29 protein-coding genes and 1 tRNA gene are annotated in these 26,894 nt (G+C 69.3%); 17 read left to right on the forward strand and 13 right to left on the reverse strand.

What is annotated here, in order from left to right:
- Positions 1 to 73: 73 nt before the first annotated feature.
- Genes mshC through BLQ39_RS03880 form a run of 3 tightly spaced genes read right to left on the reverse strand, consistent with a single transcriptional unit; the run spans position 74 to position 3,552 of the window.
- Positions 74 to 1,339, reverse strand: coding sequence for a cysteine--1-D-myo-inosityl 2-amino-2-deoxy-alpha-D-glucopyranoside ligase (gene mshC, locus BLQ39_RS03870; RefSeq protein WP_092321899.1), 1,266 nt, complete (start codon positions 1,337 to 1,339; stop codon positions 74 to 76).
- Between the two features lie 14 nt (positions 1,340 to 1,353).
- Entirely contained in the window at positions 1,354 to 2,208 is an 855-nt protein-coding gene (locus BLQ39_RS03875; protein WP_092321901.1) for an undecaprenyl-diphosphate phosphatase, read from the reverse strand.
- Between the two features lie 18 nt (positions 2,209 to 2,226).
- A complete protein-coding gene (locus tag BLQ39_RS03880) occupies positions 2,227 to 3,552 on the reverse strand; it encodes a M20/M25/M40 family metallo-hydrolase (RefSeq protein WP_092321903.1) in 1,326 nt (441 codons plus the stop codon).
- A 108-nt stretch (positions 3,553 to 3,660) separates the two neighbouring features.
- Here BLQ39_RS03880 and BLQ39_RS03885 point away from each other — a divergent pair.
- The 10 genes from BLQ39_RS03885 to BLQ39_RS03930 all read left to right on the forward strand — a co-directional run bounded on the left by BLQ39_RS03885 (position 3,661) and on the right by BLQ39_RS03930 (position 13,346).
- Positions 3,661 to 3,744: transfer RNA gene (locus tag BLQ39_RS03885), tRNA-Leu, on the forward strand.
- Positions 3,745 to 3,969: 225 nt separating this feature from the next.
- Complete coding sequence (locus BLQ39_RS03890; protein WP_092321905.1) at positions 3,970 to 4,860, forward strand: FAD binding domain-containing protein; 891 nt, start codon at positions 3,970 to 3,972, stop codon at positions 4,858 to 4,860.
- Between the two features lie 4 nt (positions 4,861 to 4,864).
- Entirely contained in the window at positions 4,865 to 5,359 is a 495-nt protein-coding gene (locus tag BLQ39_RS03895) for a (2Fe-2S)-binding protein (RefSeq protein WP_092321907.1), read from the forward strand.
- On the forward strand, positions 5,356 to 7,749 hold the full coding sequence (locus BLQ39_RS03900; protein ID WP_092321909.1) for an aerobic carbon-monoxide dehydrogenase large subunit: 2,394 nt from the start codon (positions 5,356 to 5,358) through the stop codon (positions 7,747 to 7,749). The genes BLQ39_RS03895 and BLQ39_RS03900 overlap by 4 nt, the downstream gene beginning before the upstream one ends.
- A gap of 1 nt (position 7,750) precedes the next feature.
- Entirely contained in the window at positions 7,751 to 8,659 is a 909-nt protein-coding gene (locus tag BLQ39_RS03905; protein WP_092321911.1) for an XdhC family protein, read from the forward strand.
- The gene (locus BLQ39_RS03910) at positions 8,643 to 9,251 is read left to right on the forward strand and encodes a nucleotidyltransferase family protein (RefSeq protein WP_092321913.1); all 609 of its coding nucleotides are present in this window, start codon (positions 8,643 to 8,645) and stop codon (positions 9,249 to 9,251) included. Before BLQ39_RS03905 ends, BLQ39_RS03910 begins: the two co-directional genes overlap by 17 nt.
- Positions 9,248 to 10,171, forward strand: coding sequence for an AAA family ATPase (locus BLQ39_RS03915; protein ID WP_092321915.1), 924 nt, complete (start codon positions 9,248 to 9,250; stop codon positions 10,169 to 10,171). Before BLQ39_RS03910 ends, BLQ39_RS03915 begins: the two co-directional genes overlap by 4 nt.
- Positions 10,164 to 11,429, forward strand: coding sequence for a vWA domain-containing protein (locus BLQ39_RS03920; RefSeq protein ID WP_092321917.1), 1,266 nt, complete (start codon positions 10,164 to 10,166; stop codon positions 11,427 to 11,429). The genes BLQ39_RS03915 and BLQ39_RS03920 overlap by 8 nt, the downstream gene beginning before the upstream one ends.
- A gap of 18 nt (positions 11,430 to 11,447) precedes the next feature.
- Entirely contained in the window at positions 11,448 to 12,152 is a 705-nt protein-coding gene (locus tag BLQ39_RS03925) for an SRPBCC family protein (protein WP_092321919.1), read from the forward strand.
- A 27-nt stretch (positions 12,153 to 12,179) separates the two neighbouring features.
- Complete coding sequence (locus BLQ39_RS03930) at positions 12,180 to 13,346, forward strand: XdhC family protein (protein ID WP_092321920.1); 1,167 nt, start codon at positions 12,180 to 12,182, stop codon at positions 13,344 to 13,346.
- A gap of 26 nt (positions 13,347 to 13,372) precedes the next feature.
- Here the strand turns inward: BLQ39_RS03930 and sufU are convergent, their stop codons facing one another.
- Genes sufU through BLQ39_RS03945 form a run of 3 tightly spaced genes read right to left on the reverse strand, consistent with a single transcriptional unit; the run spans position 13,373 to position 15,622 of the window.
- Entirely contained in the window at positions 13,373 to 13,882 is a 510-nt protein-coding gene (gene sufU / locus BLQ39_RS03935; RefSeq protein WP_092321922.1) for a Fe-S cluster assembly sulfur transfer protein SufU, read from the reverse strand.
- On the reverse strand, positions 13,879 to 15,195 hold the full coding sequence (locus BLQ39_RS03940) for a cysteine desulfurase (protein WP_422386363.1): 1,317 nt from the start codon (positions 15,193 to 15,195) through the stop codon (positions 13,879 to 13,881). Before BLQ39_RS03940 ends, sufU begins: the two co-directional genes overlap by 4 nt.
- Positions 15,196 to 15,250: 55 nt before the next feature.
- Positions 15,251 to 15,622, reverse strand: coding sequence for a hypothetical protein (locus tag BLQ39_RS03945; RefSeq protein ID WP_092321923.1), 372 nt, complete (start codon positions 15,620 to 15,622; stop codon positions 15,251 to 15,253).
- A 229-nt stretch (positions 15,623 to 15,851) separates the two neighbouring features.
- On the opposite strand from BLQ39_RS03945, the gene BLQ39_RS03950 reads away from it, so the two are divergent.
- Both BLQ39_RS03950 and BLQ39_RS03955 read left to right on the forward strand, forming a co-directional pair.
- Positions 15,852 to 16,658 (forward strand): DUF4097 family beta strand repeat-containing protein, encoded by an 807-nt coding sequence (locus tag BLQ39_RS03950; RefSeq protein ID WP_092321925.1) that lies wholly within the window; start codon positions 15,852 to 15,854, stop codon positions 16,656 to 16,658.
- Between the two features lie 34 nt (positions 16,659 to 16,692).
- Positions 16,693 to 17,574 carry a hypothetical protein gene (locus BLQ39_RS03955; protein ID WP_092321926.1) on the forward strand — a complete coding sequence of 294 codons (882 nt, stop codon included), beginning with the start codon at positions 16,693 to 16,695 and terminating at the stop codon, positions 17,572 to 17,574.
- An 8-nt stretch (positions 17,575 to 17,582) separates the two neighbouring features.
- Here the strand turns inward: BLQ39_RS03955 and BLQ39_RS03960 are convergent, their stop codons facing one another.
- Complete coding sequence (locus tag BLQ39_RS03960; protein ID WP_092321928.1) at positions 17,583 to 18,521, reverse strand: J domain-containing protein; 939 nt, start codon at positions 18,519 to 18,521, stop codon at positions 17,583 to 17,585.
- Between the two features lie 99 nt (positions 18,522 to 18,620).
- On the opposite strand from BLQ39_RS03960, the gene BLQ39_RS03965 reads away from it, so the two are divergent.
- Genes BLQ39_RS03965 through BLQ39_RS03975 form a run of 3 tightly spaced genes read left to right on the forward strand, consistent with a single transcriptional unit; the run spans position 18,621 to position 20,753 of the window.
- On the forward strand, positions 18,621 to 19,409 hold the full coding sequence (locus tag BLQ39_RS03965) for an alpha/beta fold hydrolase (protein ID WP_092321929.1): 789 nt from the start codon (positions 18,621 to 18,623) through the stop codon (positions 19,407 to 19,409).
- A complete protein-coding gene (locus tag BLQ39_RS03970; protein WP_092321931.1) occupies positions 19,406 to 20,101 on the forward strand; it encodes an esterase/lipase family protein in 696 nt (231 codons plus the stop codon). The genes BLQ39_RS03965 and BLQ39_RS03970 overlap by 4 nt, the downstream gene beginning before the upstream one ends.
- Positions 20,094 to 20,753, forward strand: coding sequence for a DUF1345 domain-containing protein (locus BLQ39_RS03975; protein WP_092321932.1), 660 nt, complete (start codon positions 20,094 to 20,096; stop codon positions 20,751 to 20,753). Before BLQ39_RS03970 ends, BLQ39_RS03975 begins: the two co-directional genes overlap by 8 nt.
- A gap of 30 nt (positions 20,754 to 20,783) precedes the next feature.
- On the opposite strand, the gene BLQ39_RS15765 is transcribed toward BLQ39_RS03975, so the two are convergent.
- The 3 genes from BLQ39_RS15765 to BLQ39_RS03985 form a co-directional block, all read right to left on the reverse strand.
- Positions 20,784 to 20,948: a hypothetical protein gene (locus BLQ39_RS15765; protein WP_166784368.1), complete on the reverse strand. Its 165-nt coding sequence runs from the start codon at positions 20,946 to 20,948 to the stop codon at positions 20,784 to 20,786.
- A 62-nt stretch (positions 20,949 to 21,010) separates the two neighbouring features.
- A complete protein-coding gene (locus BLQ39_RS03980; RefSeq protein ID WP_092321934.1) occupies positions 21,011 to 21,496 on the reverse strand; it encodes a DUF6328 family protein in 486 nt (161 codons plus the stop codon).
- Positions 21,493 to 22,236, reverse strand: a complete 744-nt coding sequence (locus tag BLQ39_RS03985) for an SOS response-associated peptidase (protein ID WP_092321935.1) — start codon at positions 22,234 to 22,236, stop codon at positions 21,493 to 21,495. Before BLQ39_RS03985 ends, BLQ39_RS03980 begins: the two co-directional genes overlap by 4 nt.
- Before the next feature lie 134 nt (positions 22,237 to 22,370).
- Between BLQ39_RS03985 and BLQ39_RS03990 the strand changes: the two genes are divergently transcribed.
- Together BLQ39_RS03990 and cspE are read left to right on the forward strand one after the other, a co-directional pair.
- Positions 22,371 to 23,207, forward strand: a complete 837-nt coding sequence (locus BLQ39_RS03990; protein ID WP_092322116.1) for a DUF3097 domain-containing protein — start codon at positions 22,371 to 22,373, stop codon at positions 23,205 to 23,207.
- Between the two features lie 239 nt (positions 23,208 to 23,446).
- Positions 23,447 to 23,650, forward strand: a complete 204-nt coding sequence (cspE, locus tag BLQ39_RS03995) for a transcription antiterminator/RNA stability regulator CspE (RefSeq protein WP_035840308.1) — start codon at positions 23,447 to 23,449, stop codon at positions 23,648 to 23,650.
- Between the two features lie 256 nt (positions 23,651 to 23,906).
- Here cspE and BLQ39_RS04000 read toward each other — a convergent pair whose 3' ends face one another.
- The 3 genes from BLQ39_RS04000 to BLQ39_RS04010 form a co-directional block, all read right to left on the reverse strand.
- Positions 23,907 to 25,349 carry an HNH endonuclease signature motif containing protein gene (locus BLQ39_RS04000; RefSeq protein ID WP_092321937.1) on the reverse strand — a complete coding sequence of 481 codons (1,443 nt, stop codon included), beginning with the start codon at positions 25,347 to 25,349 and terminating at the stop codon, positions 23,907 to 23,909.
- Between the two features lie 164 nt (positions 25,350 to 25,513).
- Complete coding sequence (locus BLQ39_RS04005; RefSeq protein WP_092321938.1) at positions 25,514 to 26,371, reverse strand: DUF72 domain-containing protein; 858 nt, start codon at positions 26,369 to 26,371, stop codon at positions 25,514 to 25,516.
- A 36-nt stretch (positions 26,372 to 26,407) separates the two neighbouring features.
- The gene (locus BLQ39_RS04010; RefSeq protein WP_092321939.1) at positions 26,408 to 26,887 is read right to left on the reverse strand and encodes an Lrp/AsnC family transcriptional regulator; all 480 of its coding nucleotides are present in this window, start codon (positions 26,885 to 26,887) and stop codon (positions 26,408 to 26,410) included.
- Positions 26,888 to 26,894: the final 7 nt, after the last annotated feature.

The following is a 26,894-nucleotide window of genomic DNA, read 5'->3' on the forward strand; positions in this document are numbered from 1 at the left end:
TAGTCCCCGCGAAACCGCACTTGTGCGCGTTATTCGGGCGTCATAACGCGCACAACGGCGGTTTCGCGGGGGTTCAGAGGGCGACGCCGAGCAGCGCGTCGATCGCGCGCACGAGCAGCGCCGGGTCGTCCAGCGGATGCTCGGCCGCGGCGTCCACGACGGCGAGTGCCCGGGGCGTGTCCAGGTCGTCGGTCAGGGCTGCCCGCAGCCGGGCGACCACCGCGGCGGCGCTCCCCGGCGCCGACGCGGCCGGGGCTCCGAATGCGGCCTGCCAGCGCGCGAGGCGCCGTTCGGCGTCGCCCACCTGGGCGTCGGTCCACTCCCAGTCCGCGCGGTAGTGGTGGGCCAGGAGGGCCAGGCGGATGGCACGCGGGTCCACGCCCGCTCGGCGGAGGCTGGACACGAGCACGAGGTTGCCGAGCGATTTGCTCATCTTCTCGCCCTGGTAGGCGACCATTCCGGTGTGGCTGTATACCCCGGCGAGCGGGTGCCCGGAGAGCGCGGCCGCGTGGCCGGCGCTCATGTCGTGGTGCGGGAAGATGAGGTCGGAGCCGCCGCCCTGCACGGTGAAGTCTGTGCCGAGCTCCTTCAGCGCGATGACGGAACACTCGATGTGCCAGCCCGGACGGCCCGCCCCGGCCTTTGACGGCCAGGCCGGTTCCCCGGCGCGGGCCGCGCGCCAGAGCAGCGGATCCAGCGGGTCGCGCTTGCCGGCACGGTCCGGGTCTCCCCCGCGCTCTGCGAACAACGCGAGCATCGTGGCCGGGTCGAGGTTGCTTTCCTCGCCCAGCTTCCAGGGTGCCTGCCGCTCGGCCTGCCGGATGTCGAAGTAGATGTCCGCCGTGGGTTCACCCGACGCACCCGGCAGGGCGTCGCTCGTGTCCACCGGATAGGCCAGGCCGGCGTCCCAGAGCTGGTCGACCGCGGCGGCGATTTCGTCGATGACCTCGGTGACGGCGACGTAGTCGTCGGGCGGGATGATGCCGAGCGCTTCCATGTCGGTTCGGAAGAGCTCGACCTGGGATTCGGCCAGTTCGCGCCAGTTGACGCCGGTGGCTGTGGCTCGCTCGAGGAGCGGATCATCCACATCGGTGATGTTCTGCGCGTAGTGCACGCGGTAGCCGGCATCCAGCCAGGCCCGCTGCAGCGTGTCGAAGGCGAGGTACGTGGCGGCGTGGCCGATGTGCGTCGCGTCGTACGGAGTGATCCCGCAGACGTAGAGTCGGGCGATATCCGTCGGTCGGGCCTCGACGATCTTTCCGGTGGCGGTGTCGTGCAGTCTCGGTGCGTCGGAGTGACCCGGGACGGAAGGGACGACGGGTCGTTTCCATGCACGCATGGTTCCCAGCCTAACTAGGCGCTGATCGTGTTCGTGGCCAGCAGCACGAACAGAGCGGAGCCGAGCAGGATGCGGTAGATCACGAACGGCAGGAAGCTGTGCCTGGAGATGTAGTTCATGAAGAAGGCGATGACGGCCAGTGCCACGCCGAATGCGACGACGGTGGCGACCAGGGTCTCCAGCGGGCCGAAGAGTTCCGGCGTGCAGTTGCCGGCGGACTCGACGCACGGCTTCGCGACCGACTTGTACATCTGGTAGAAGCCGCTGCCGAGAACGGCCGGGATGGCCAGCAGGAAGGCGTAGCGAGCGGCTGCAGCGCGCTCGTAACCCATGAAGAGCCCGGCGGTGATCGTGCCGCCGGAGCGCGACACGCCGGGGATGAGGGCCAGCGCCTGCGCGAATCCGTAGACCACGCCGTGGCCGACGGTGAGGTCGTTCAGGCGCCGTTTCTTCGCGCCCACATAGTCGGCGATGCCGAGCAGGATGCCGAAGACGATCAGCACGGTGGCGGTGATCCACAGGTTCCGCAGCGAGGTCTCGATCTGGTCCTGGAAGAGCAGCCCGAGCACGATGATCGGCAGCGAACCGAGGATGATCAGCCAGCCCATGCGGGCGTCCGGGTCGCTGCGCGGCACCTTTCCGACGAGCGACCGGCCCCACTGCCCGATGATGCGCACGATGTCGCGCCAGAAGAACAGCACGACAGCGGCCTCGGTGCCGATCTGGGTGATCGCCGTGAAGCGTGCGCCCGGGTCGGCGCCGGTGCCCAGGAACTCGCCGACGATGCGGATGTGGGCGCTGGATGACACCGGGAGGAACTCGGTGAGACCCTGGACGAGTCCCAGGATGACGGCGTTGAGGAAGTCCACGTGGCTGGTGCTCCGGTGCTAGTAGGTCGACAGCAGGTCGGTCAGAACCCGCCTGCCAAACACTAATGCGTCCAGCGGCACCCGTTCGTCAACCCCGTGGAACATCGCCGGGAAGTCCAGCTCCGGCGGCAGCTTCAGCGGGGCGAACCCGTAACCCTTGATTCCGAGTTTGCTCAGCGCCTTGTTGTCGGTCCCCCCGGACAAAAGGTACGGCAGGACGGGTGCCCCGGGGTCGTGCTGTCCCAGCGTGGCGACGACCGCGTCGACGAGGGGTCCGCTGAACTCGGTTTCGAGGCCGATGTCCCGGTGGATGATGACGATCTCGATGTCGGGGCCGACCAGCTCGGCCACCTCTGCGAGCACCGCATCCTCTTCGCCGGGCAGCGAGCGGATGTCGATGAAGGCCTCGGCCAGGTCGGGGATCACGTTGTGCTTGTAGCCGGCCCGCAGCAGCGTGGGGTTCGTCGTGGTGCGCAGGCTCGCCTGGATGAACCCGGAGGCGGTTCCCGTGGCGAGGGCCAGTTCGTCCGGGCCGACCCGTTGTGGGTCGACGTCGAGGATGCGGGCGAGTTCCCCGAGGAGCTGGGTGGTCGTGTTCGTGAGCCGGATCGGCCATTCGCGCCGGCCGACCTTCGCCACGGCCTCGGCCAGGCGGGTGATCGCGTTGTCATGGATGAGGCGCGAGCCGTGCGCGGCCTGGCCTCGCGCGACCAGTTTGATCCAGATCAGGGCCTTCTCGCCCGTCTGCAGCAGGTAGGCCCGCTTGCCGCCGAGGGTGATTGAGTAGCCGCCGACCTCGCTGATCGCCTCGGTGGCGCCGGCGAAGAGTTCCGGGTGCGTGTCGACCAGGTAGTGCGAGCCGAACACTCCCCCGGCCTCCTCGTCGGCGAAGAACGCGACGACGAGGTCCCGGGCGGGTTCCTTGCCGGCGCCGAGGATGTCCTGGAGCGACGCCAGTATCATGGCGTCCATGTTCTTCATGTCGACGGCGCCGCGTCCCCAGAGAAGTCCGTCCTTGATCACGCCCCCGAACGGATCCACGCTCCAGTTCGCCGGATCGGCCGGGACCACGTCGAGGTGGCCGTGCACCACCAGGGCCCCCTTGCTGCTGTCGCGGCCCTTGACCCTGGCCACGACGCTCGTGCGGCCGGGCGCCGAATCGAACACCTGCGGTTCCAGCCCGAGGCCCAGCAGCCGGGCTTCGACGTATTCGGCGGCATCCGTCTCGCCGTTCGAGCGCCCCTCCCCGTAGTTCGTGGTGTCGAGACGGATGAGATCGCGTGCGATCTCCGCCGTCAGATCCAGTCGGTTGTCGGCCACGGTGCTATCAACTGAGGGTGCCATGGCCCTCACGCTACCGGCATCCGATGGGTGCCGGGTGAATCAGGAGGGGTGGGAATCCGTGCTAAGTTATTCCTCGGCAGTCGATGCGAATCAGCTGCCGAAACACCTGCCCGGGTGGCGGAAATGGCAGACGCGCTAGCTTGAGGTGCTAGTGCCCGTAAGGGCGTGGGGGTTCAAGTCCCCCCTCGGGCACGGAGATTGACAACACTGAGAAGTGCGGGCAATCAACGGGAACTGGTTGAGACAGTTCAGAGGGGCCGGATCGAGAGATCCGGCCCTTTTTCTATGCCCGTTGTGGCTGCCGTTCGCTCACGCCGATGCTCTTGACACCCCGGTGCCGCCGGAGCAGTATGTGTGACACATCGGTGCCCTCTTTCGTGTGCAGTGGGTGGGGCACATCGCGAAGAGGAGAGCCTTGTGCAGATTCCGGCCCCATTCGATTACGCCCGCGCCACCACCGTCAACGACGCCCTGGCGCTTCTGGAGCGCCATCCCGACTCACGGGTGGTCGCCGGCGGACACAGCCTGTTGCCGATGATGAAACTCCGGCTGGCTCGGCCCGAATGGCTCATCGACATCAACGACCTGTACGAGCTCGACTTCATCCTGCGCGAGGGCGACTATCTGCGCGTCGGGGCGATGACCCGGCACACGACGCTGCTGGAGTCCCCCGAGATCGCCCGCCTTTTCCCGATCATCACTGACGCCGAGCGGGTGATCGCGGATCCCATCGTGCGCAACCGCGGCACCATCGGAGGTTCGCTGTGCCAGGCCGATCCGGCCGAGGACCTGTCTACCTGCTGCGTGGTCCTGCGCGCCGAGGCGGTCATCCGCGGCCCGGGCGGGGAGCGCACGGTCTCGATGAGCGAGTTCCACCGGGGGCCGTACGAGACGGCCGTCGCCCAGAACGAGATCCTCGTCGAGGTTCGCTTTCCGATCCTCCCGCGCTCCGGAAGCGCCTACGAAAAGGTCGAACGCCGGGTCGGCGACTGGGCCGTCGTTGCGGCCGGCGCCGCTGTCTCACTCGCTGAGGACGGCACGATCGACGACGTCGCCATCGGGCTCACGGCGGCCGGTATCGACCGGACCATCACGGAGGCCGAAGCCGTGCTGCACGGCAAGAAGCCGACCGAGGGTCTGTTCATCGAGGCCGGTCGGATTGCGGCCGCGGCATCCGACCCGATCGCCGACCAGCGCGGCCCGGTCGACTACAAGCGGCACCTCGCAGACGAACTCACGCGACGGGTGCTGCGGCACGCCTGCGCGCGCGCCCTCGAAGTCCGGCACACGACAACCCAGGAAGGCTGAACCCATGCAGATCAGCATGACGGTGAACGGCGAAGACATCACCCGCGAGATCGAACCGAGGGTGCTGCTCGTACACTTCATTCGCGACGTCCTGCGTCTGACCGGCACACACTGGGGCTGCGACACCAGCAATTGCGGCACCTGCGTCGTGCTGATGGACGGTCTGCCGGTGAAATCCTGCACCGTGCTCGCGGCGATGGCCGACGGGCACGCGATCACCACCGTCGAGGGCCTCGCCACCGGGGCAAAGCTTGACCCGGTGCAGCAGGGGTTCATGGAGGAACACGGCCTGCAGTGCGGTTTCTGCACACCGGGCATGATGCTCACCGCCCGGGCCCTGCTCGACCGGAATCCGCACCCCGACGACGGCGAGATCCGCGAGGCGATCTCGGGCCAGATGTGCCGGTGCACCGGATACGCCACCATCGTGCGCTCAGTGAAGTGGGCCGCCGAACACCCCGCAGCGCAGGAGACCACCGGAGAAGAGGTGACCGCATGACCATCATCGAAGAGCACCCCGCCAACCCGGCGGCCGGCGACGCCGACCGCCCGATCGGGTACGGCCGTCTCCAGCGCAAGGAAGACCCCCGGTTCGTCCGCGGCAAGGGCAACTACGTCGACGACATCGTGCTGCCCGGCATGCTGCACGGCGCGATCCTGCGCGCCCCCGTGGCGCACGCCCGCCTGGTCTCGATCGACACGAGCAAGGCTCTCGCCCACCCCGGCGTCAAGGCGGTCATCACCGGCCAGGACCTGCTGGGGCTGAAGCTCGCCTGGGCGCCCACCCTCTCCGCCGATGTGCAGGCCGTGCTCGTCACCGACAAGGTACGTTTCCAGGGCCAGGAGGTCGCCTTCGTCGTCGCCGACGACCGCTACTCAGCCCGCGACGCGCTCGAACTGATCGAGGTCGACTACGACGTGCTGCCGCCGGTCGTGGATGTCCGCAAGGCGCTCGACCCCGGCGCGCCCGTCATCCGCGACGAGATCGAGGGTCGGACCGACAACCACATCTTCGACTGGGAGGCGGGCGACAAGGCAGAGTGCGACGCCGTCTTCGCATCGGCAGACGTCGTCGTGTCGCAGGAGATGGTCTACCCGCGCGTGCACCCGGCGCCGATGGAAACCTGCGGTGCCGTCGCGGACTACGAGCCGATCGACGGCACGCTGACCCTCTACGAAACCTCGCAGGCTCCGCACGCCCACCGAACCCTGTTCGCGATCGTGGCCGGGATCCCGGAGCACAAGATCCGGATCGTCTCACCCGACATCGGCGGGGGGTTCGGCAACAAGGTCGGCATCTATCCGGGGTACATCCTCGCCGTGGTCGGGTCGATCGTGACGGGCAAACCGGTCAAGTGGATGGAGGACCGGTCGGAGAACCTGATGTCGACATCCTTCGCCCGCGATTACATCATGCAGGGCGAGATCGCGGCCACGAAAGACGGCAAGATCCTCGCGCTGCGAACGAACGTGCTCGCCGACCACGGGGCCTTCAACGCGACGGCACAGCCGACAAAGTACCCGGCCGGCTTCTTCCACATCTTCACCGGCAGCTACGACCTGCAGGCCGCGCACTGCAAGGTGACCGGCGTGTACACGAACAAGGCGCCCGGCGGCGTGGCCTACGCCTGTTCCTTCCGGGTCACCGAAGCGGTGTACCTGGTCGAACGGATGGTCGACATCCTCGCCCGGAAGCTGGAGATGGACCCCGCGGAACTCCGGCTGAAGAATCTGATCAAGCCCGAGCAATTCCCGTACAAGAACAAGACGGGCTGGGAGTACGACTCCGGCGATTACGCGACGGCGCTCCGCAAGTCGATGGACATGGCGGGCTACGACGAACTCAGGCGAGAGCAGAAGGAGAAGCGTGCGCGCGGCGAGCTGATGGGCATCGGCATCTCCTTCTTCACCGAGACGGTCGGCGCCGGACCGCGCAAGCACATGGACATCGTCGGCCTCGGAATGAACGACGGGGCCGAGCTGCGGGTGCATCCTACGGGCAAAGCCGTCGTCAGGATCTCCGTGCAGAGCCAGGGCCAGGGCCATGAGACGACGTTCGCCCAGATCGTGGCTGAGGAGCTCGGCATTCCGCCGGAAGACATCGACGTCGTGCACGGCGACACCGACCAGACGCCGTTCGGCCTGGGCACCTATGGCAGCCGGTCCACACCGGTCAGCGGCGCCGCCGTTGCCCTCGTCGCCCGCAAGGTCAGGGAGAAGGCGAAGTTCATCGCCGCCGCGATGCTCGAGACCCGGCCGGAGGACCTCGAGTGGGAGAAGGGCCGCTGGTTCGTCAAGGGCGACCCGAGCGCCGGGAAGACCATCGCCGAAATCTCCATGGGCGCCCACGGCACCGTCGCCCTGCCGGAGGGCATCGACGGCAACCTCGACGCCGAGGTCACCTACGACCCGCCCAACCTCACCTTCCCGTTCGGCGCGTACATCTGCGTCGTCGACGTCGACCCGGGAACCGGCCACGTCAAGGTGCGGCGCTTCATCGCCGTCGACGACTGCGGCACGCGGATCAACCCGATGATCATCGAAGGGCAGGTGCACGGCGGTCTGACCGACGGCGTGGGCATGGCGCTGATGCAGTTCATCGAGTTCGACGCGGAGGGCAACAACCTCGGCGGGACGTTCATGGACTACCTCATCCCCACGGCCCTGGAGGTGCCGAACTGGGAGACGGGATTCACCGTGACACCCTCGCCGCACCACCCGATCGGCGCGAAGGGCATCGGCGAGTCGGCCACCGTGGGTTCTCCGCCCGCGATCGTCAACGCCGTCGTGGATGCGCTGGCGCCCTTCGGAATCCAGCACATGGACATGCCGTGCACCCCGGCCCGCGTCTGGGCCGCCATGCAGGGCCGTCCTCGGCCCCCGATCTAACATGGCGGCGCTGGGGGCAACCCTCACGGAGAGGGCGCAGGAGCTCGCCGGTCGCCGGGAGCCGTTTGTTCGCGCCACGGTGGTGCGAGCCCAGCATCCGACCAGCGCGCACGCCGGCGATACCGCCCTGATCCATGCGAGTGGGCAGATCGACGGGTTTGTCGGAGGCAACTGCGTGGAGGCGTCGGTGCGGGAGTACGGCCTGATGACCCTGTCCACCCAGGAGCCGATCCTCCTGCGGGTCGTTCCCGGCGAGCCGTCACGGCTGCGAGAGGAAGGCGCGGTCGAAGTCTCCAACCCGTGCCTGAGCGGGGGCGCGATCGAGATCTTCCTCGAGCCATGGATCCCGGCGCCCCGGGTGCTGGTGGTCGGATCGACACCCGTCGCTGCGGCCCTGGCCCAGCTGGGGGCCGGGGTGGGCCTGCACATGGAGCTCGCAGACGGGGGTTCGGCGGAACCGCGCCCCGACGACGCGGCCCTCATCGTCGCCTCGCACGGCCGGGACGAAGAACCCGCCCTGACGGCTGCCCTCCGCGCCGGCGTCCCCTATGTGGCACTCGTGGCCAGCGCGACCCGCGGCGCCGCCGTGCTCGCCTCCCTCGACGTCGACGAGGAGCAGCGTTCCCGGGTGTACAGCCCGGCCGGTCTGCGTCTCGGTGCCCGCACGCCGGGCGAGATCGCGCTCTCGATCCTCGCCCAGCTGATTTCCGAACGCGCCCAGGACCGGCCGCCGGAGACCGCACCCTCGGTCGCGGTCAGTGCGGCGATCGACCCCGTCTGCGGGATGACCGTGGTCGCGGTGGAGGCGAGCCTGCACGCCGACTACGCCGGCGACACGGTCTACTTCTGCTCGGAGGGCTGTCGCAGGGCATTCCTGGCCGATCCGGAGGCGTATGCCGTCGCCCCCTGATGTCCGCACCGCCGGACTCGTCCTGGCCGCCGGGGCGTCGCTCCGGTTCGGCCGGCCGAAGCAGCTGCTCCCCTACCGCGGCGGGGTCATCCTCGACGCCGTCCTCGCCACGGCACGGGCGAGCGGTCTCGACCAGATCGTGCTGGCCCTCGGCGGGGCGGGCGACGCCGTCCGGCACACGGTTGACACCCGGGGCTGCGATCTCGTCGACAACCCCGACTACCCGGCCGGATGCTCCTCCTCGATCGCCGCGGCCATTCCGGCCCTGCACCCCGACACCGGCGTTCTGGTGCTGCTGCTCGGGGATCAGCCGGAGGTGCGCCCGGAGACGGTGCGGCACCTGCTGGAGGGACGCGGCCGGTCCCCCATCGCGGTCTGCCGCTACGACGACGGCATCGGGCATCCGTTCGCCTTCGACCGCACCATCCTGCCGGGCCTCGCCGCCCTGCACGGGGACAAGGCGATCTGGAAGCTCCTCGAGCAGCGTGCGGACGATGTCACCGAAGTCCGGATACGCGGACCGATTCCCCTGGACATCGACACCGAAGCCGACTACGAGCGTGCGCTCGCCGACGTGCAGGAGCTCGGATGAGTCGCCCGGCGCGCCCGGGCGTGGATGAGGCGATGCAGCGTCTGGTGCCCGACGTCGCCACCCTGCTGGATTCCCTGAACGCCGAGGACTACCTGGCCGACGTCGGCCTCGCGACCGCGCTGTTCCTCGCGGTGCGGTTGCCGCAGCCCATCCTGCTCGAGGGCGAGCCGGGCGTGGGAAAGACGGAGGCGGCCAAGGCCCTGGCCCGAGTGCTGGACACTCCTCTGTACCGCCTGCAATGCTACGAGGGCATCGACGCGGGCGAGGCGCTCTACGAATGGAACTACCCCCGCCAGCTGCTGGGGATCCGGCTGGCCGAGGCCCGGAACGTCGACATCGACGAAACCGACCTGTTCGGATCGAACTACCTGCTGCGCCGCCCCCTGCTGCAGGCGATCGAGCACCCCGGGCCGCGCCCTGCCGTCCTGCTGCTCGACGAGATCGACCGCGCCGACGCCGAGTTCGAGGCGTTCACCTTCGAGCTTCTGGCCGAGGCCGCGGTCACGATCCCCGAACTCGGCACGGTGCAGGCCTCCCATCCGCCCATCGTCATCCTCACCTCCAACCGCACCCGGGACCTGCACGACGCCCTCACCCGCCGTTGCCTGTACCACTGGATCGACTACCCCGGCCCCGAACGGATCGCCGAGATCGTTCGTCGCCGAGTGCCGCGGAGCGCCGAGCGGATCGCGATCGACGCCGCGTCGGCCATCACCCGGCTGCGCACCCTGGACATGGTCAAACCCCCCGGCATAGCCGAGGCCATCGACTGGGTGTCCGCGCTCACCGTGCTCGGCGTGGACCGGCTCGACGCCCGCACCGTCGACCAGACCTGGGGATCAGTCCTCAAGAACCGCGACGACCTCGACCTCGCCGGCAGCCGCGGGTCGGCCTGGGTCGTCGGAGGCGACCATGGCTGAGCCCGGGCGCTCGATCACCCCGACGAGCGTGGAGGCGGCCGCGCTGGCAGTGGGTTTCATGACGGCGCTCCGCCGGGCCGGACTGCCCACCTCCCCCGACCGCGCGGCGCGGCTCGCCGACGCGTTCCGGCTCGTGCCCCCGGATGCCCGGGAGCGCCTCTACTGGACCAGCAGGGTCGTGCTCGTCTCCTCGAGTGAACAGGTGCCCGTGTTCGACGCGGTGTTCGACGCCGTGTTCGGCGGCTTCCTCGACCCGGCCGACAGCCGCGGTGACACCAACGCTCCCCCGGCGATCGGCTCAGAGCCGCGGACCCGCCCGACGGCACCCGACAACCGGCCGACCGGCGCCGCGGAGACGGACGTGAGCCCGCGGCCGTCCGCGGCGCTGCCCGGGCCGGAGGGCCAGGCCGACCAGTCGGGTCCGGAACGGGAGGCCCTGCTGCTGGTGGCCTCCGCCGAGGAACGCCTGCACGAGACATCCTTCGCCGATCTCTCCCAAGACGAGATCGCCCAGATCCGACAGCTCGTGCGCCGGATCGTGTTGTCCACGCCCGAACGCCGCAGTCGGCGCACGCGTCGGTCGGCGCGGGCCACCGAGCGCCTGGACCTTCGACGCACCGTGCGCGCCGCCGAACGTTCCGGGGGCGACTCCATCCGGCTCGTCTACTCACGCCGCCGCCCGCGCCTCCGCCGGCTGGTCCTGCTGTGCGACGTGTCCGGCTCGATGGAGCCGTACACGAGGGTCTTCCTGTCCCTGCTGCAGGGATCGGTCGCCGGCGCGCAGGCGGAGGCGTTCGTCTTCTCCACCCGGCTGACCAGGCTCACCCGGCAGCTGGCCACCCGCGACCCGGACCAGGCGCTCGCGCGCGCCGCCGGGAGTGCCTCGGACTGGGCGGGCGGCACCCGCCTCGCGGAAAGCATCCGCCGGTTCATCGACGAGCACGGCCGCCGCGGCCTCGCGCGGGGCGCGGTCGTCGTGGTCATCTCCGACGGCTGGGCACAGGATGCCCCGGAGCAGGTCGGCGCCCAGATGGCCCGCCTCCGGCGCCTCGCCCACCGCATCGTCTGGGTCAACCCGCGGAAGGTGGCCGCCGGCTACCAGCCGCTGGCGGGCGGCATGGCCGCCGCGATGCCGTACATCGACTCCTTCGTCAGCGGGCACAGCTTCGCGGCCCTGGCCGAGGTGGCCGCGGCGATCCGGAACGACCGCCCGGCGATGCCGGGCAGACGGCAACACACGACCAGCGACAACACCTGACAAGAAGAGGACACCATCATGGAACTAGAGAGCACTTTTTCCGTCGTCGCACCGATCGACGAGGTATGGGCGACAATCATGGACTTTGAACGGGTCGCCGGCTGTGTGCCGGGGGCTCAGATCCTGAACAAGCTGTCCGAGGACGCGTACCAGGTCGGCATGAAGGTCAAGCTGGGACCCGTGTCCATGCAGTACAAGGGCCTGCTGAACGTGCTCGAGCGCGACGTCGCAAACCACCGTGCCGTGTTCGAAGGGAAGGCGCAGGAGGCCCGCGGCCAGGGAACCGCCCAGGGAACCGGGAGCCTCGTGCTCGTCCAGGACGGAGACACCACGCGCGGCACCGTCACCGGGGACATTGCCCTGTCCGGCAAGGTCGCCGCGATGGGCAGGGGCGTCATCGGAAGCGTCACGGACCAGATGATGGCCCTGTTCGCCGAGAACCTTCAGGCCATGATTGCGGCGCCGGTGGGTGGGGCACCCGCCGCAGGCGCGTCGACACCGGCGACCGAAGAGCGTCCCGCAGCCGCCGGTGCGGCCCCCGGCGGCCCGGCGCGACCGAAGGCTGCACCGGCGCCGGACACGAGCCTGGACGCGTTCGCCTTCGCCAAGGGCATGATCACCGACCAGCTCAGCAGCCCGCCGAAGCTCCTCGGCCTGCTCGCCGCGGTCGCCTTCATCGCCTACCGGATCGGCCGACACGGGTCGCGAAAGTCCGGGCGATGATGATCGCGCTCCCCGGGTGCGACTCGGATGCGTGAGGTTCTCGGTCCCCTCGTCGCCGGGTGGAGGAAGGGCGGAACGGCCGGCCTCGCCACGGTCGTGCGAACGTTCGAGTCCGCGCCGCGGCCGGCGGGGGCGTCCATGCTCGTCACGCCCGACGGCGACGTCGTCGGCTCCGTCTCCGGCGGGTGCGTCGAGGGTGCGGTCTACGAGCTGGCCGGCCAGGTCGTCGCCGACGGCACACCCGTGCTCGTGCGCTACGGGATCAGCGACGACGACGCCTTCTCGGTCGGACTGACCTGCGGCGGCATCCTGGACGTATTCGTCGAACCGGTCTCCCGGAAGACGTTCGAAGAGCTGGACGCGGTTCGGGATGACATCGAGAACTCCCGGCCGGTCGGCGTCGCGACCGTCATCGACCACCTTGACGGCGGCTGGACCGGGCGCCATCTCGTGGTCCGGCCGCACGGGTTCGACGGCAGTGTCGGTTCTGAGCGAGCCGACCGCGCCATCAGCGAGGACGCCCAGGGGTTGCTGGCCGCCGGCCGGAACAGCGTCCTGATCTACGGGCCGGACGGGGAACGGCGGGGAGAGGGGATGCGGGTCTTCGTCAACAGTTTCGCGCCCCGCCCGCGGATGTTCGTCTTCGGGGCCATCGACTTCGCCGCCGCGCTCACCCGGCTGGCCGCGTTCCTCGGCTACCGGGTCACCGTCTGCGACGCTCGGGCCCTATTCGCGACACCGGCCAGGTTCCCGGACGCAGACGAGGTGATCGTGGCGTGGCCGCACCGGTACCTGGCGGAGCAACTCGCCGCCGGGCTGGTCGACGAACGGGCCGTGATCTGCGTGCTCACCCACGATCCAAAATTCGACGTGCCCCTGCTCCAGGTGGCCCTGGGCGCCCCGCAGGTCGCCTACATCGGGGCGATGGGATCCAGGCGCACCCACGACGACCGGCTGAGGCGCTTGCGCGAGGCCGGGGTCGGAGAGTCCGACCTGGCGCGCCTGCACAGCCCGATCGGACTCGACCTGGGCTCACGCACCCCCGAAGAGACCGCCGTGTCCATCGCTGCCGAGATCATCGCCCGGCACTGGGGCGGCGGCGGTGAGCCGCTCGGCCGGCTGGGCGACCGGATACACCACGACGACCTGGCCGAACCGGCCGCGCGCGCCGGGTCGACGCCGGGCGGCCTCTGAACGGGCGGCCTCTGAACGGGCGGAGCCTAGCGGGCCGCCGCGCGCGCCAGCGCCTCTTCGAACGCCACCCACGCGAGCATGGCGCACTTGACCCGGGCCGGGTAGCGGGAGACCCCGGCGAAGGCGGCGGCATCCCCGAGCTGCTCCTCGTCGGGCGCGGTGGTGCCGCGCGACCGCAGCATGTCCCGGAACGCGCCAAGCAGCGCGGTGGCCTCGCCGGCCGGGAGACCTCGGACGGTGTCGCTCAGCACGGAAGCGGATGCCATCGAAATGGAGCACCCCTCACCGCGCCAGGCGAGGTCCTCAATCCGCTCGGTCCCCGGCCGAGCGTCGCCGGCGGAGGCCGCGCCGACCGTCACGCGGACGGTCACCTCGTCGCCGCAGGTCGTGTTGACCTGGTGGGACTCGGCGGTGCTGGGGCCGTCGGCCTCGCGCGCGACGAGGTCGGCGAACGGTTCGGCGGAGAAACCGTGCCTGGCCTTCGCATGGTCGAGGATGATCTGCTGGTAGAGCTGCTGCAGGTCGCTGGACGTCATCGGCTCACTCCAAAGAAGGGGGCGACCTCGCGCAGGGTGGCCAGGAAGTGGTCCACCTCATCGGTGGTCGTGTACAGGTAGGTGCTGGCCCTGGTCGACGCCGTCACGCCCAGGCGCCGGTGCAGGGGCTGGGCGCAGTGGTGGCCGATGCGGACCGCGATGCCGGCTTCGTCGAGGAACTGGCCGACATCGTGCGCGTGCACGCCGGCGACGTCAATGCTGGCCAGGCCGATGCGCTCGACCCCGACCGCGGGTCCGAGCACCCGCACACCCGGGATATCGGTGAGCCCGGCCAGGAGCCGCTGCCCGAGTTCCGCCTCCCTGGCCTCGATCCGGCTCATCCCGACGGCGGAGAGGTAGTCGACCGCGGCGGCCAGCGCGATCGCCTGCGAGACGCGTTGCGTGCCGGCCTCGAAGCGCTGGGGCGGCGCAAGGAACTCGGCTCCCCGCATGTCGACGGTGGTGATCATCGATCCGCCGGTGAGGAACGGGGGCATGTCGGCCAGCAGCTCGGCACGGCCGAACAGGACGCCGATGCCGGTGGGACCGAGCATCTTGTGACCGGAGAACACCGCGAAGTCCACATCGAGTGCGGCGACGTCCACGGGCAGGTGCGGCACCGACTGGCAGGCGTCGATGAGAACGAGGGCCCCGACCGAACGGGCGAGGGCCACCAGATCGGCGACCGGGTTGACGACGCCCACCACGTTGGAGGCATGGGTGAAGGCGAGCAGGCGCGTGCGGGCCCCGATGATGGTCGCGGCGGCGTCGAGGTCGAGGGTGCCGTCATCCGTGACCGGGATGAACCGCAGCGTCGCACCCGTGCGCAGCGCCAGCTGCTGCCACGGGATGAGGTTCGCGTGGTGCTCCATCTCGGTGACGACGATCTCGTCGCCGGCACCTAACCGGAAGCGTGCGGCCGCCTCTCCCCCGAGCCCGAGGGATGCGTTCGAGAACGAGTAGGCGACGAGGTTGATGGCCTCCGTGGCGTTCGAGGTCCACACGACCTCGTCGGGCTGCGCCCCGATGAAGTCGGCAACGGTCGCCCTCGCCGCCTCGAAGGCTTCGGTCGCCCTGAACGCGAGCGTGTGGGCGCCACGGTGCACGGCGGAATTGTGCTGCTCGTAGAACTCCCGCTCGGCATCCAGCACGCTGGCCGGGTTCTGCGAGGTGGCACCCGAGTCGAGGTAGGTGAGGGGCCTGCCGTTGACCAGCTGCCCGAGGATGGGGAAGTCACGGCGGATTTCGCGGACCTCCTCGTCGGTCAGCGAACGAGGGGGTGCAGACTTCAACGCATCAACGGAGGACATCATGTTTCAGGATATTCCTTCACTCCGGGTATCGCGCGGACGGTGAGGCGCGGGCGGCTCACCCTTGAGCCGGGGCCTCGTCGAGGATTCCGACGAAGCGGCTGCCGACGCCGTCGTACTCGCGCCGCCTGAGGCCCGCCGCCGGTGCGGGCAACTCGTCGTAGCCGTGGTCGTCGCAACTGACATAGCTGAAGTCCGGCCACCACTTCTTCGGCCGGGCGGCCTCCGTGAACCCGCAGACGTCGCAGCGCAACTCGACCCAGACCGGCTTCTTCCCGGTTCGGTTCGCCCGCGACTGGGCGAGCCAGGCCGGCGGGTTCGCCTCCATCTCGGCGAGCTCCGCCTCGGAGAGCCGAGCGGGAATGCCGTGCCGGTGCGCCATTTCCAGCGGGATATCCAGCCGGAGGGCCGCTTCGCGTCTCGTAATCATCTGACTCAACGATAGACGCTGCGCTCGTCGCCGACCACCCGGAGCGGGCGGCAGGCTCGGCGCTCGCGCCGGCCGGCCAGCGCACGGGCCCTGACGGAACAGCTCCGAGGCGGGTACTCTGACCGGCAGGACACACCCCCCGGGCCGGAGCGCATCCGGTCGGCGCCGCGCCCCATGGACGTCAAGACACCGGACCGTTGAGATGAGAGGGTGAGGCGAGAGGGTCCAGATGAGCGAGCCAGTCGCCGGGCAGCCTTCCGCAGGGAAGGGCTCGGGTCCCACCGCCAACACGGTCATCCTGATCGTCGGCCTGTCGCTGGTGGCGGTGGCGACCATCGTCGGCCTGCTGTTCGCGTTGAACTTCCGTGGGGGGCCGGTCGACCAGGCGGAAGACCTCGCCGCCGGCCGGAGCGTCTCCGTGGAGATTCCGAATGCCGCGCTGATCCTGGGTGCCAGCGACGACGATGACGTTCACGTCACGATGCGCGGCACCTACCTGGGCGCGGCTCCCACCCTGGAGGCGAGCACGTCCGGCGGGGTGACCACCATCGGCGGCGGCTGCCCGCGCCAATGGTTCAACTTCTGTCAGCTCGAGGTCACCGTGACGCTGCCGGCCTCGCTGCCGCTGACCGCGGCGGGCGAGAACGGCGCGATCACGACATCCGGGCTCACCGGCGAACTCAGCCTGCACACGACGAACGGGCGCATCGAAGCGACCGGCACGGAATCCAGGATCGACCTGCGCAGCACCAACGGGGCCATTCGCGTGCGGGAGGCGACCTCGGCGGAGGTCAGCGCAGGCACAACGAACGCCAGCGTCGACCTGGGCTTCCTCGAGCCGCCCGACGAGGTCGTCGCGAGAAGCACCAACGGATCGGTCACGGTACGGGTTCCTGTGCGCGGCGTGCGCTACTCCATTACGGCCCGGACGACCAACGGGTCGACCAACACGAACTCCGTGCCGGGTGACCGCGATTCCGAGCACAGGATCGTTGCGGAGACCACGAACGGGAGCGTGTCGGTCATCCCGAACTGACGGATCGTCCCGCGCCTGGGTGGGACAATGAGGCATGCGAGACACCGTTTCCCCGCTGGGGCTCCTGCTTGACGTCGATGGTCCGATCGCGAGCCCGGTCACCCGGTCGATCGCGACTCCGAGCATCCTGACCGACCTGATTCTGCTGGCCGGCGCCAATGTCCCGATCGCCTTCATCACCGGGCGTTCGGCCGCCTTCATCCGCGACGAGGTCGTCACGCCGCTGGTCGGAGCCGGCCTGCCGAACGAATTCCGGATGTACGGCGTCTGTGAGAAGGGCGCCGTGTGGTTCCCCATTTCTGCGGCCGGGATGGGCGAGGTCGTGGTGGACGCTAGCGTCGCACTGCCCGAGGCCGCCGTCGCCGCACTGCGGCGGCTCGTTGCCGATTCATACGCCGACACCATGTTCTTCGATGAGACCAAACAGGCCATGGTCTCGGTGGAGCAGCGCACGGATGTCGCCCACGCGGCGTACCTGGCCGCCCAGGATTCGTTCAACGAGGCGGCGTTCGCGCTGCTCGCCTCGCGCGGGGTGGGGGTTCGGCTCGGAGACCGCGAGGCACCGGACGCCTCGGGGCAGATTCCCTTCCGAATCGACCCGACGATCATCTCGACGGATATCGAGTCGGTGCTCCTGGACAAGGACAACGCCGCCGAGCGAGCGCTCGCATTCTTCGCCGAGGGCGGTCCGCTCCCCCACCTGTGGCGTTCGGTCGGCGACTCCCGCAGCGACTACCTGATGGCGGATCACCTGCATGCCGCCGGGTACGACGTCTCGCATGTGGACGTGCGGCCGGCCGACGGTATCCCCGACCGGCCCTACCCCGTCATCGTCATGGGCGAGCAGATCCATGACGAGGCCGGCGCCAGTTTCCTCGACTACTGGGTCGACAAACTCGGGCTCCGGGCGGGCTGATCCGCCGGTCAGTCCTCGACGAAGCGGATGCCGTTCTGAAGTCGGCTCCGCAGCTCGAAGACCTTCTCGAAGCTCCCCCGCTCCATCCCGGGAAGCCCCTCACGCAGGAGGCCGACCAGACGTGACCGGGGAACCGTGACCACGCTCGGGCGCCGGCCGCGCCTCGGCACGGCCAGCGGTTCGGCGATGCCGCCATCGGGCACCACGATGACGAGGGCCGTGAACTTCACCTTGAGGGAGCGCGCCAGCGTGCGGGCTCCGACCTCGAGGTCCTGGATCGGGGATTCCCCCGGCGCGATGGCGTCGCCGATGAGCTCGCCGCGCCTGAGCTGCACCGGTGCGCCCCAGTCCTCCGACAGGATGGCGAACAGGCCGGCCGGGCCCAGGACGACGTGGTCGAGCTTTAGCCCCTGGTCCCCCGGGTCGACGTCGTGCCAGGCCGTGAAGCCGATGCCGAGGCCGGAGACGAGCTGCGCGGTGGCTTCCTCGGCGATGGCCTTGGCCAGCCGGTGCCGGATCTCCCGGGGGGCCGTTCGGACCAATCCCGGGTCGTACGGGTCGTCCACGGTCGTTCCCCGCCCTGCCCATTCGCGAATGAGGGAGAGGAAAAGCTGCCTGGACTGCCCGCCGGGGTGTCCGTACATCCGCGCGCGCACGCCGCCGGTCTGTGACGGGCGGCTCTGCGCGGCCGGTGCGGCGTAGAACGAAGAGGCAGGCGACGGCTCGCCCTCCGAATACCGGTGTCGGTCGTAGTCGGCCCGGCTCTGCGGATTACCGACCCGTTCCCAGGCGATCTGCACGGCATGGAATCGTTCCGCGCTGCCGCCCACATCGGGGTGGGTGTGTCGCAGCAGCCGGCGATACGCCCGCCGCAGTTCGTCCTGGCTGGCGGTGGGGCTGACCCCGAGAATCTCGTACGGTGTGGCCGCGGCCGGGCTATCAGGCATCCTGGGCGGTCTCTTTCGGAAATGGTGGCGAGCGAAGTATGTCCTTACGATACCCATCCAGGCTGACATCCGGCCCGGCGGAGCTCTAGGCTCGGCGGAATGATCGACTTCATTCTTCGCCGGTTCGACCACGGGGAGCTGACCATGCTCGTGCGGCAGTACGGTCGCATGCTGCCGGATGGTCAGGGCCGCGCGTTCGTGCTCGTGCACGGCATCGGGGCATCGTCGCGGTACTTCGCCAGGCTGTCCCGGAGGCTCGCGCCGCACGGCATCGTGTATGCGGTCGATCTGCCGGGGTTCGGAGCGTCGCCGTCACCGTCCGCCCCCCTGGACATTCCCGACTTCGCCGCGCTGCTGCGGGCCTTCGCGGAGGCCTGGGGCATCATTGATCCCGTGCTCGTCGGACATTCAATGGGAACGCAGGTGGTCGCTGAGGCCACGCTGCAGGATCCATCGCTCTCCTCCAGCCTCGTGCTCATCGCGCCCGTCGTCGACCCGGCGGCGCCCACGGGGTTGGGGCAGGCCCTGCGCCTGGTCCGGGACGTATTCACCGAGCCGCCGTCGGCGAACTGGATCGTTGCCGTGGATTATCTGCGCTGCGGACCTCGACGGTATTTCTCTGCGCTGCCGGCGATGCTGTCGTACCGGTTGGAGGAGCGCGTTCGCCTCCTGACGGCGCCCACGCTCGTCATTCGCGGCTCGCAGGACCCGGTCACGCCCGCGGACTGGGCGGCTCGGCTGGTCGCCGCGATTCCCGGCGCGAGCAGGCTCGACGTGCCGGGCGCCTCCCATGTCGTACAGTATGCGGCCCCCCAGGCGGTGGCGGCGGCCATCGTCTCGCACGCGCGGATCGGGGTTCCCGGAACCGCGTCGGAGCCGGAGCAGTGAACATCCTGGCCAAGGCGGCGTTCTGGGCGCTCGACTACGCCTACATCGGCATCCGGCAGCTGGATGCCGGCCGGTCGCGGGCCACCCTCGCACGGTACCGCTCCGGCGATTCCGCCCCGATCGTGCTGCTTCCCGGCATCTATGAGGCGTGGCAGTTCCTGCGCCCGGTGGCGGACGCGCTGCACGAGGGCGGCCACCCCGTGCACGCGATCCAGGCACTGGGGCGCAACCGGCGGCCGGTTGCGGACGCCGCACGGATCGCCGGGGAGTACCTCGCCAGGGAAGACCTGCACGGGGTGATTCTCGTCGCCCACAGCAAGGGCGGCCTGATCGGCAAGTATCTGATGATGTCCGCCGGAAGCCGGGATCGGATCGACCGGATGGTCGCGATCGCGACGCCGTTCTCCGGGTCGTCGCTGGCGAAATACACCGTGCTCCCCAGCCTGCGCGCACTGTCGCCGACCGACCCGATGGTGCGCCTGCTCGTCGATGAGCAGTTCGTAAACGCCCGGATCACGTCCGTCTACGGGGCGTTCGATCCACACATCCCTGACGGCTGCAGCCTGCCCGGGGCCACGAACGTCGCCCTGGCCGCGTCCGGCCACTTCCGCATCGTCGGCGACCGCGGGCTGATCTCGGCCGTCACCGCCGCGTGCGGCGACGACGGAACCGTAGGATCGCCTCATGAGTGAACTCCGAAACGGACCCGGGGGTCTCCCCGGACCCGTCAAGATCCACCACTCGACGACGCGTTTCGCGGCCATGCTCCTCGTCGGCATCGCAGCGGGCCTCATCACGGGAATGCGCGGCGAATGGGTACCGGCCGTCATCGTGGGGTGGGCGTCCGCCTGCGTCACTTACCTTCTCTGGGTCTGGTTCACGGTGTGGCGGATGGATGCGTCGACGACGGCCAGCCACGCGACACGCGAGGACCCGGGGCGCGCGATTTCCGACCTGCTCGTGGTGATCGCCAGCCTCGCCAGTCTCGGTGCACCCGTGTCACTGCTGATCGAGGCGCGGGCCTCGGAGCGGATCACCATTGCGATGCTCGCGGTCATGAGCGTGGCCCTGTCGTGGGCGCTGATCCACACTCTCTTCACCCTGCGGTACGCGTCCATGTACTACCGCGGACCCGATGGGGGCGTGGATTTCAACCAGGCCCAAGCGCCGAACTACGGGGACTTCGCTTACCTCGCGTTCACCCTCGGGATGACGTTCCAGGTGTCGGACACGACCCTGCAGACACACGCGATACGCATGGCGGCGCTGCGCCACGCGCTCCTCTCGTACCTCTTCGGCACGATCATCCTGGCGACCCTGATCAATCTGGTCGCGGGACTCTAGCCGCCCGTCGACAGCAGGCGAGGTGTGGCCCTAGTTGCGGATGACCCGGGTCGGAATCCACAGCGCAATTGCGACCGCGAGGATTCCGGCGAAGAAGATCGGCGCCTGGAAGGCGGTGACCGCGAAGGCGAGCCCGAACAGCCAGAGACCGAGGACGAAGACGGCCATCGCGACGATGAAGGCGACGACATGCATGGGTGGTCCTTTCGATGCGGTGCCCGCCAGTCTCGCCGGGCCGATGATTTGAGCGTACCGGGTCAGGGGCCGTCGGGCCGAACCGAACGCGGCACAATGAGCCAAATCAAGAGGGTGAGCGCGAGGACGGCGGCGGCCGCGGCCAGCCCGGCCGCGCGCCCCAGCACGACATCGAAAATGAGCAGGGTCGTCCCCGTCAACACGATCGCCACCCCGGCCAGCGTGATGCGCACCAGGACGTTGCCGATCCTCACGACCTGGGCCATCGCGTGGCGCCGGAAGAGGATGCGGTGGAGACTGACCGGGCCGAGGCCGACGGCGGTCGTGATCGCCGCGACAGAGACCAGCGCCAGGTACACCGCGATCTGGTAGCCGTCGAGCTCCGTGAATCGCGGCTGGAAGGCGACGGCCAGCAGGAATCCGCTGAGGATTTGCGTGCCCGTTTGAGTGACGCGCAACTCCTGCAACAGCGAATCCCAGTTGCGGTCGAGACGCTCGTCGGACGTCTCCCTGCGGTCGTCGGCCTGCGCCGCCGGCTGTTCGCTCATCCGCGTGGGTCTCCGGACGCGCCGGCCACATGCTCGCTGCCCACCGGTTCGGTGAGCTCGGGCCCGTTGGCAGCGCCGGCCAGCGGGGCGACCTCATAGAAGCGTAGCCCGGCAGCCGGCGGTCGCGACGCCGCCACTGCGGCGTCGACCAGACTCTGGTCTCCTGCGGTGTGCGGGTCGAGCCACTGGTCCCACCACTCCTCCGGGAGCACAACCGGAGTGCGGTCGTGGATTTCGGCCAGGGCGCCCTGCGCGTCCGAGGTGAGGATCGTAGCGGTGAGGACCCAGCGCGCAGGGTCGTCGCCAGGCAGCGCGGGATTCCGCCACCAGGAATAGAGGCCCGCGAGGGCCAGGGGCAGGCCGTCGTCGGAGTGTACGAAATAGGGAGTCTTGACCTTGCCCGCCGTGTGCCACTCGTAGTAGCCCGCGGCGGGAATGAGGGCCCGCTTCGACGCCACCGAATTCTTGTACGAGGCTTTCTCCGCGGCTTCTTCCGCCCGGGCGTTGAAGGTGGGGTAGCCGGACGTGAGCTGCTTCGAGAACGACGGGACGAGTGACCAGCGGGCGGATTCGAGGCGGCGCACGACGGGGCCGTCTTTCACCGACTCGAGCACGATCGGTATCTGCTCCGTGGGTTTGACGTTCCACGAAGGGTCGGGGATACCTTCCCCCACGTGCTCGACGTCGAACATGGCGGCGAGGTCCTCCGCCGTATCGGTGATGACAAATCGACCACACATACCGACAGGCTATCGCGGGCCGGCGACAGCCGACGATGCCGGAGAGGGCCTGACCTGTGGCCCTCGGACCGCAGCGCGTGCCACCCGCCCGCCTCCGGAGATCGAGTCCAATCTCGGCTAACGTCGATCGGATGATGAACGAACGATACGGCGCCGACGTGCTCTCCCCCGGCTGGCGCGACGTCGGTCGCACGGTGATCCCCACCCGGGAAGCCGTCCGCGACCTGGTGGTCGAGGAGGCCACGACCGGGTTCTGCGGTGCCGTGATTCGCGTCGAGAAGAAGATCGTCACCCTCGAGGACCGGCACGGCAAACTCCGTCTGTTCCCCCTCGGCGCCGGGTTTCTGATCGACGGCAAGCCGGTGGTGCTGGTCGTCCCGGCGGCAAAGGCGCCCGCGACCCGGGCCCGCACAGCGTCCGGCTCCATGGCGGTGAAGGACGCGCCCGCCCGCATTGCTCGGGCCAGTCGCATCTTCGTCGAAGGACGCCACGACGCCGAACTCGTCGAAAAGGTCTGGGGCGCCGACCTTCGCATCGAGGGCGTCGTCGTCGAATACATCGAAGGCGTGGACAATCTCGAAGAACTCCTGTCCGAGTTCCGTCCGGGCGTCGGCCGCCGCGTGGGCGTGCTGGTCGACCACCTCGTGCCCGGGTCCAAGGAGAGCCGCATTGCGGAGGCGGTGGCCAGGGGACCGCACGGCCGCAACGTTCTCGTGGTCGGGCATCCGTACGTTGACGTCTGGCAGTCGGTCAAACCCGAACGTCTCGGCCTGGCCGCCTGGCCCCAGGTGCCTCGCTCGGTCGAGTGGAAGCACGGCATCTGCGCGGCGCTCGGCTGGCCGCACGAGGACCAGGCCGACATCGCCCGCGCCTGGCAGCGCATTCTCGGCCGGGTGCGGTCCTTCGCCGATTTGGAACCCCAGTTGCTCGGACGAGTCGAGCAACTGATCGATTTCGTCACGGCCGAATAGGCCCCCGGCGGGACCGTCCGTCCGGCAATCATTACGGTTCGACATGGTTCTTTTGACCAATACGGCACTAACTCAGCATTGTGGGCTAGTGTTGTGTCAGTAGTTGTAGTGCTTGCACGTCTTAAAATCGCATCGATCTCGGTTGATGCGCGCTATTCCTTAAGGAAGCGGACGACGAATACCGCGACGAACGGGCCCGACAGTCGGGTTCGATCTAAACACTCCTGGAGGAGTTTCAAATGGCAACAGGTACCGTGAAATGGTTCAACGCTGAAAAGGGCTTCGGCTTCATCGCTCCCGACGACGGAAGCGCCGACGTGTTCGCGCACTACTCCGCGATCGCTTCGAACGGCTACAAGTCGCTCGACGAGAACCAGAAGGTCGAGTTCGAGGTAACCCAGGGCCCCAAGGGTCCCCAGGCCGAGAACATCCGCGCCCTCTAAATTGCGCAACTGCTCAATCTGAGCTTCGACAACGCCCCCACCTCGGTGGGGGCGTTGTCTCGTTAACGGCCGGCATGCGGTCGCCCGCCGCACTCGTTTTGAGCACGACCGCACGCCCAAGTCGTACCGAGCCTCCCGCCGAACCGTGAGTTCGGCACGTTCATTCCGGTGGGAAGGGTCCGGACTCACGGTTCGGCGAGCCGGAAGGGTCCGAACTCACGGTTCGGCGAGCCGGAAGGGTGACGTGTTAGAAGGACTATTCCTCCGAACGTCCGTCGTCGGTCCGCGTGGCCTTCTGTCGGAGTTCGGCGCTGATGGCGGTGCCGATGATGGTCTCCGATTCGGTCACGTAGGTGTGGCCGGTCGGAGTGGTCCAGGTGAGGGTGCCGGTTCCGTCCTCGGCCTGGCTGACTTTCCAGCCGGCCTCGTGTTTGAGGGCGTGGCTGGCGGGGCAGAGGTGGGCGAGGTTGTTGTGGTCGGTCCTCCCGCCGAATGCCCAGTCGAGGCCGTGGTCGATGTCCGAGCGGCTGGCCGCCCGGCTGCACCCGGGGTGCCGGCAGGTGCCGTCGCGCACCTGAAGCATCGTGCGGAGCGAGGCTGGGATCGTGTACCGGTCCCGGCCGACCGAGAGCACCGCGCCGGTCTCGGGGTGGGTCAGGATCCGCACCGCGCTCGGACACTTCGCCGCCAGCGCCCTGGCCGTGTCGGGATCGATCGGCCCGTACCCGTCGAGGCTGCCGGGCTCCTCGGTGACACCGAGGAGGGTGAGCATCGGGACCGTCACGATCAGGTTCGGCCGCAGCCCGCCCAGGCTGCCGGCCGCCCCGGCCGTCTCCGTGCAGCCGGGCTCCGTGCAGCCGGCCTCCGTGCAACCGGCCTCCGTGCAGCCGGCTTCCGTGCAGCCAGTCTCCGCGCAGCCGGTCTGCAGGAGCAGGTCGCGGAACACGTCCGCCCGCAGCTGGGTGAGCGTGCGCGGCTCGTCCGGCCCCTGCAGGGCGATCGCCCGGTCCGTCACCTGGCCATAAACGCCGAGGGCGTCCGACGCCGGCAGGTAGGCGCTCAGCCAGCCCATCCCGTCGCGGGCCGGGTCGAACCGCACGGCCCGGTCGGCCACGCTCCGCACATGCCGGGCCGTGATCGACTCCGGATCGATCCGCTCCCGAAGCTTCCTCGTCTTCCTCTCGAACTGCGACGCCGTCAACCGGCCGGCCGACGGCAACGCCTCCTGCTCCAGCTGCCGGGCCGCCGCCTCCGGAAGTCCCGCGGTTTCGTTGACGAGGGTGATCGCCTGCCGGTAGCCGATCCGCCCCGCGGCCAGGGCCGCCAGGGTGTCGGGCAGGTCGTGGACCAGGCTGCGGCTGCTCTCCAGCAGGCCCGAAGCGGTTGACTCCGGGATCCGCAGCGCGCAGGCCAGCTCGGCCACCAGGGACCGGCGGGTCAACGCCGGGCTGAACGCGCTGCCGTCGAGCTCCCGCTCGCTGCAGAGCCGCGCGGCGTCGATCGCGACCACCCGGGCCGCGGCCTGCACCGCCATCGCCTTGTCGATGGCGGTGACGTCGTCGATGAGGGCGCCGAGTTCCTCCAGGTGGACCGCCGCCGCTGTCAGCGGCTGACCCTGGTCGGGGGCGACACCCGGGTCAACGCCCGGGTTAGGGCCGGCCGGCAGTGCCCGACCGGGTAGTGCTGTGAAGGTTTTCATACCCCAACGGTACGGCGAACCACCGACATTCCTCCGGCCCGAAACCACCCCTGACCGGCCTTTGTGTACAACAAATCGCACGCCCGACCTGTGGAGGACAAGCGCAGGAATCAGGCGTTCCCGGGCCCACGCGCCATTTGTTCAGGGGTGACGCTCCTCAGGGTTCATCCTGCCCCGGTACGGAGTCGATCACGGAGGGACATCGCGTCGAACGGGGCCCGAACCTTCGCGTCATTGTCGAAGTAGACGTACACGTCGCGGCCAACTCCATCCGGGCAGGATGCCCCGCCGGACCAGCCGCGCACCCGGGCGGCCCAGTCGTCGAGCGCCGCATCGGTATAGCCCGAGGCGTAGAGCTCCTCGGCCCCGTGCAGCCGCACATAAACGAAGTCGGTCGTTACCTCGGTAAAGCGCGGCCAGTCCCCGGCCGCGTCGGCCACGACGAGGGCGACTCCATGGCGCCGCAGGATGTCGTAGCACCGCTCGTCGACGAACGTCGCCGAGCGCACTTCCAGCGCATGCCGAAGAGGCCGGTCCTCTCCCGGCAGGGTGAACGCCCTCCCGTCGAGCCGCTCGTCGTGCTCGCCGGCCAGGGCTGCGGCCCGGGCGGTGGCGTGCGGGAGCAGGGCCAGGAACTCGTCCAGTTCGGCGGCGTCAAAGGTGTGCCGGGCCGGCAGTTGCCAGAGCACAGGGCCCAGTTTCCTGCCGAGGGCCAGCGGCCCGGACGCGAAGAAGTTGGCGAGGGCCAGCCGCGCGTTCCGCAGGCGGAGCATGTGCGTGATGTATCTCGGGCCCTTCACCGAGAACACGAAGCCCGGCGGCGTCTCGTCCCGCCAGCGGAGGTAGCTCTCCGGCCGTTGCAGCGAATAGAACGACCCGTTGAGTTCGATGGTGTCGAGGTGCTCCGCCGCGAACTCGAGCTCCCGCCGCTGGGGCAGGTGCGGCGGGTAGAAGACCCCGCGCCAGGGCGCGTAGCGCCAGCCGGAGATGCCGATCCGGATCAGCGGCGCAGTCGTGGACACGCCACGACGCTAGCGAATCTGCGGGCCGTCCGTCACCTACTTGACGAGATCCTGCCAGCCGTCCCCGTCCACGTACTCGAAGATGAGGTTGGTCTCCGTGTGGGCGACGGCAGGATGCTCGGCGAGGTGTTCGAGGACGAAGTCGCGCAGGTGAGACGCGTCGGCGGCGGCCACGTGCAGAAGGTAGTCGTCCGCCCCGGCCGTGTGGAACATCCCGATCACGCCGGGCCAGTGCGGGGCCGCGTTGCGGAACTCGTCGATCTGCCCGCGGGCGTGCTTGGCCAGTCGCACGGAGATGAGCGCCTGGAGGGAGGCGCCGAGGGCCGCAAGGTCGATGTTGGCCCGGTAACCGCGGATGTGGCCGAGCTGCTGGAGCCGGCGGAGCCGCAACGACACGGTCGACTCCGCGACGCCGATTTCGGCGGCCAGGGCCGCCCCCGACGCGCGCGCATTCACCGACAGCGCGCGGAGCAGCGCGCGGTCAACCCGGTCGAGGTCGGCCTTCTTCGAATCCATGCGTGCA

The organism is Cryobacterium psychrotolerans, assembly GCF_900101115.1.
Lineage (GTDB): Bacteria > Actinomycetota > Actinomycetes > Actinomycetales > Microbacteriaceae > Cryobacterium > Cryobacterium psychrotolerans.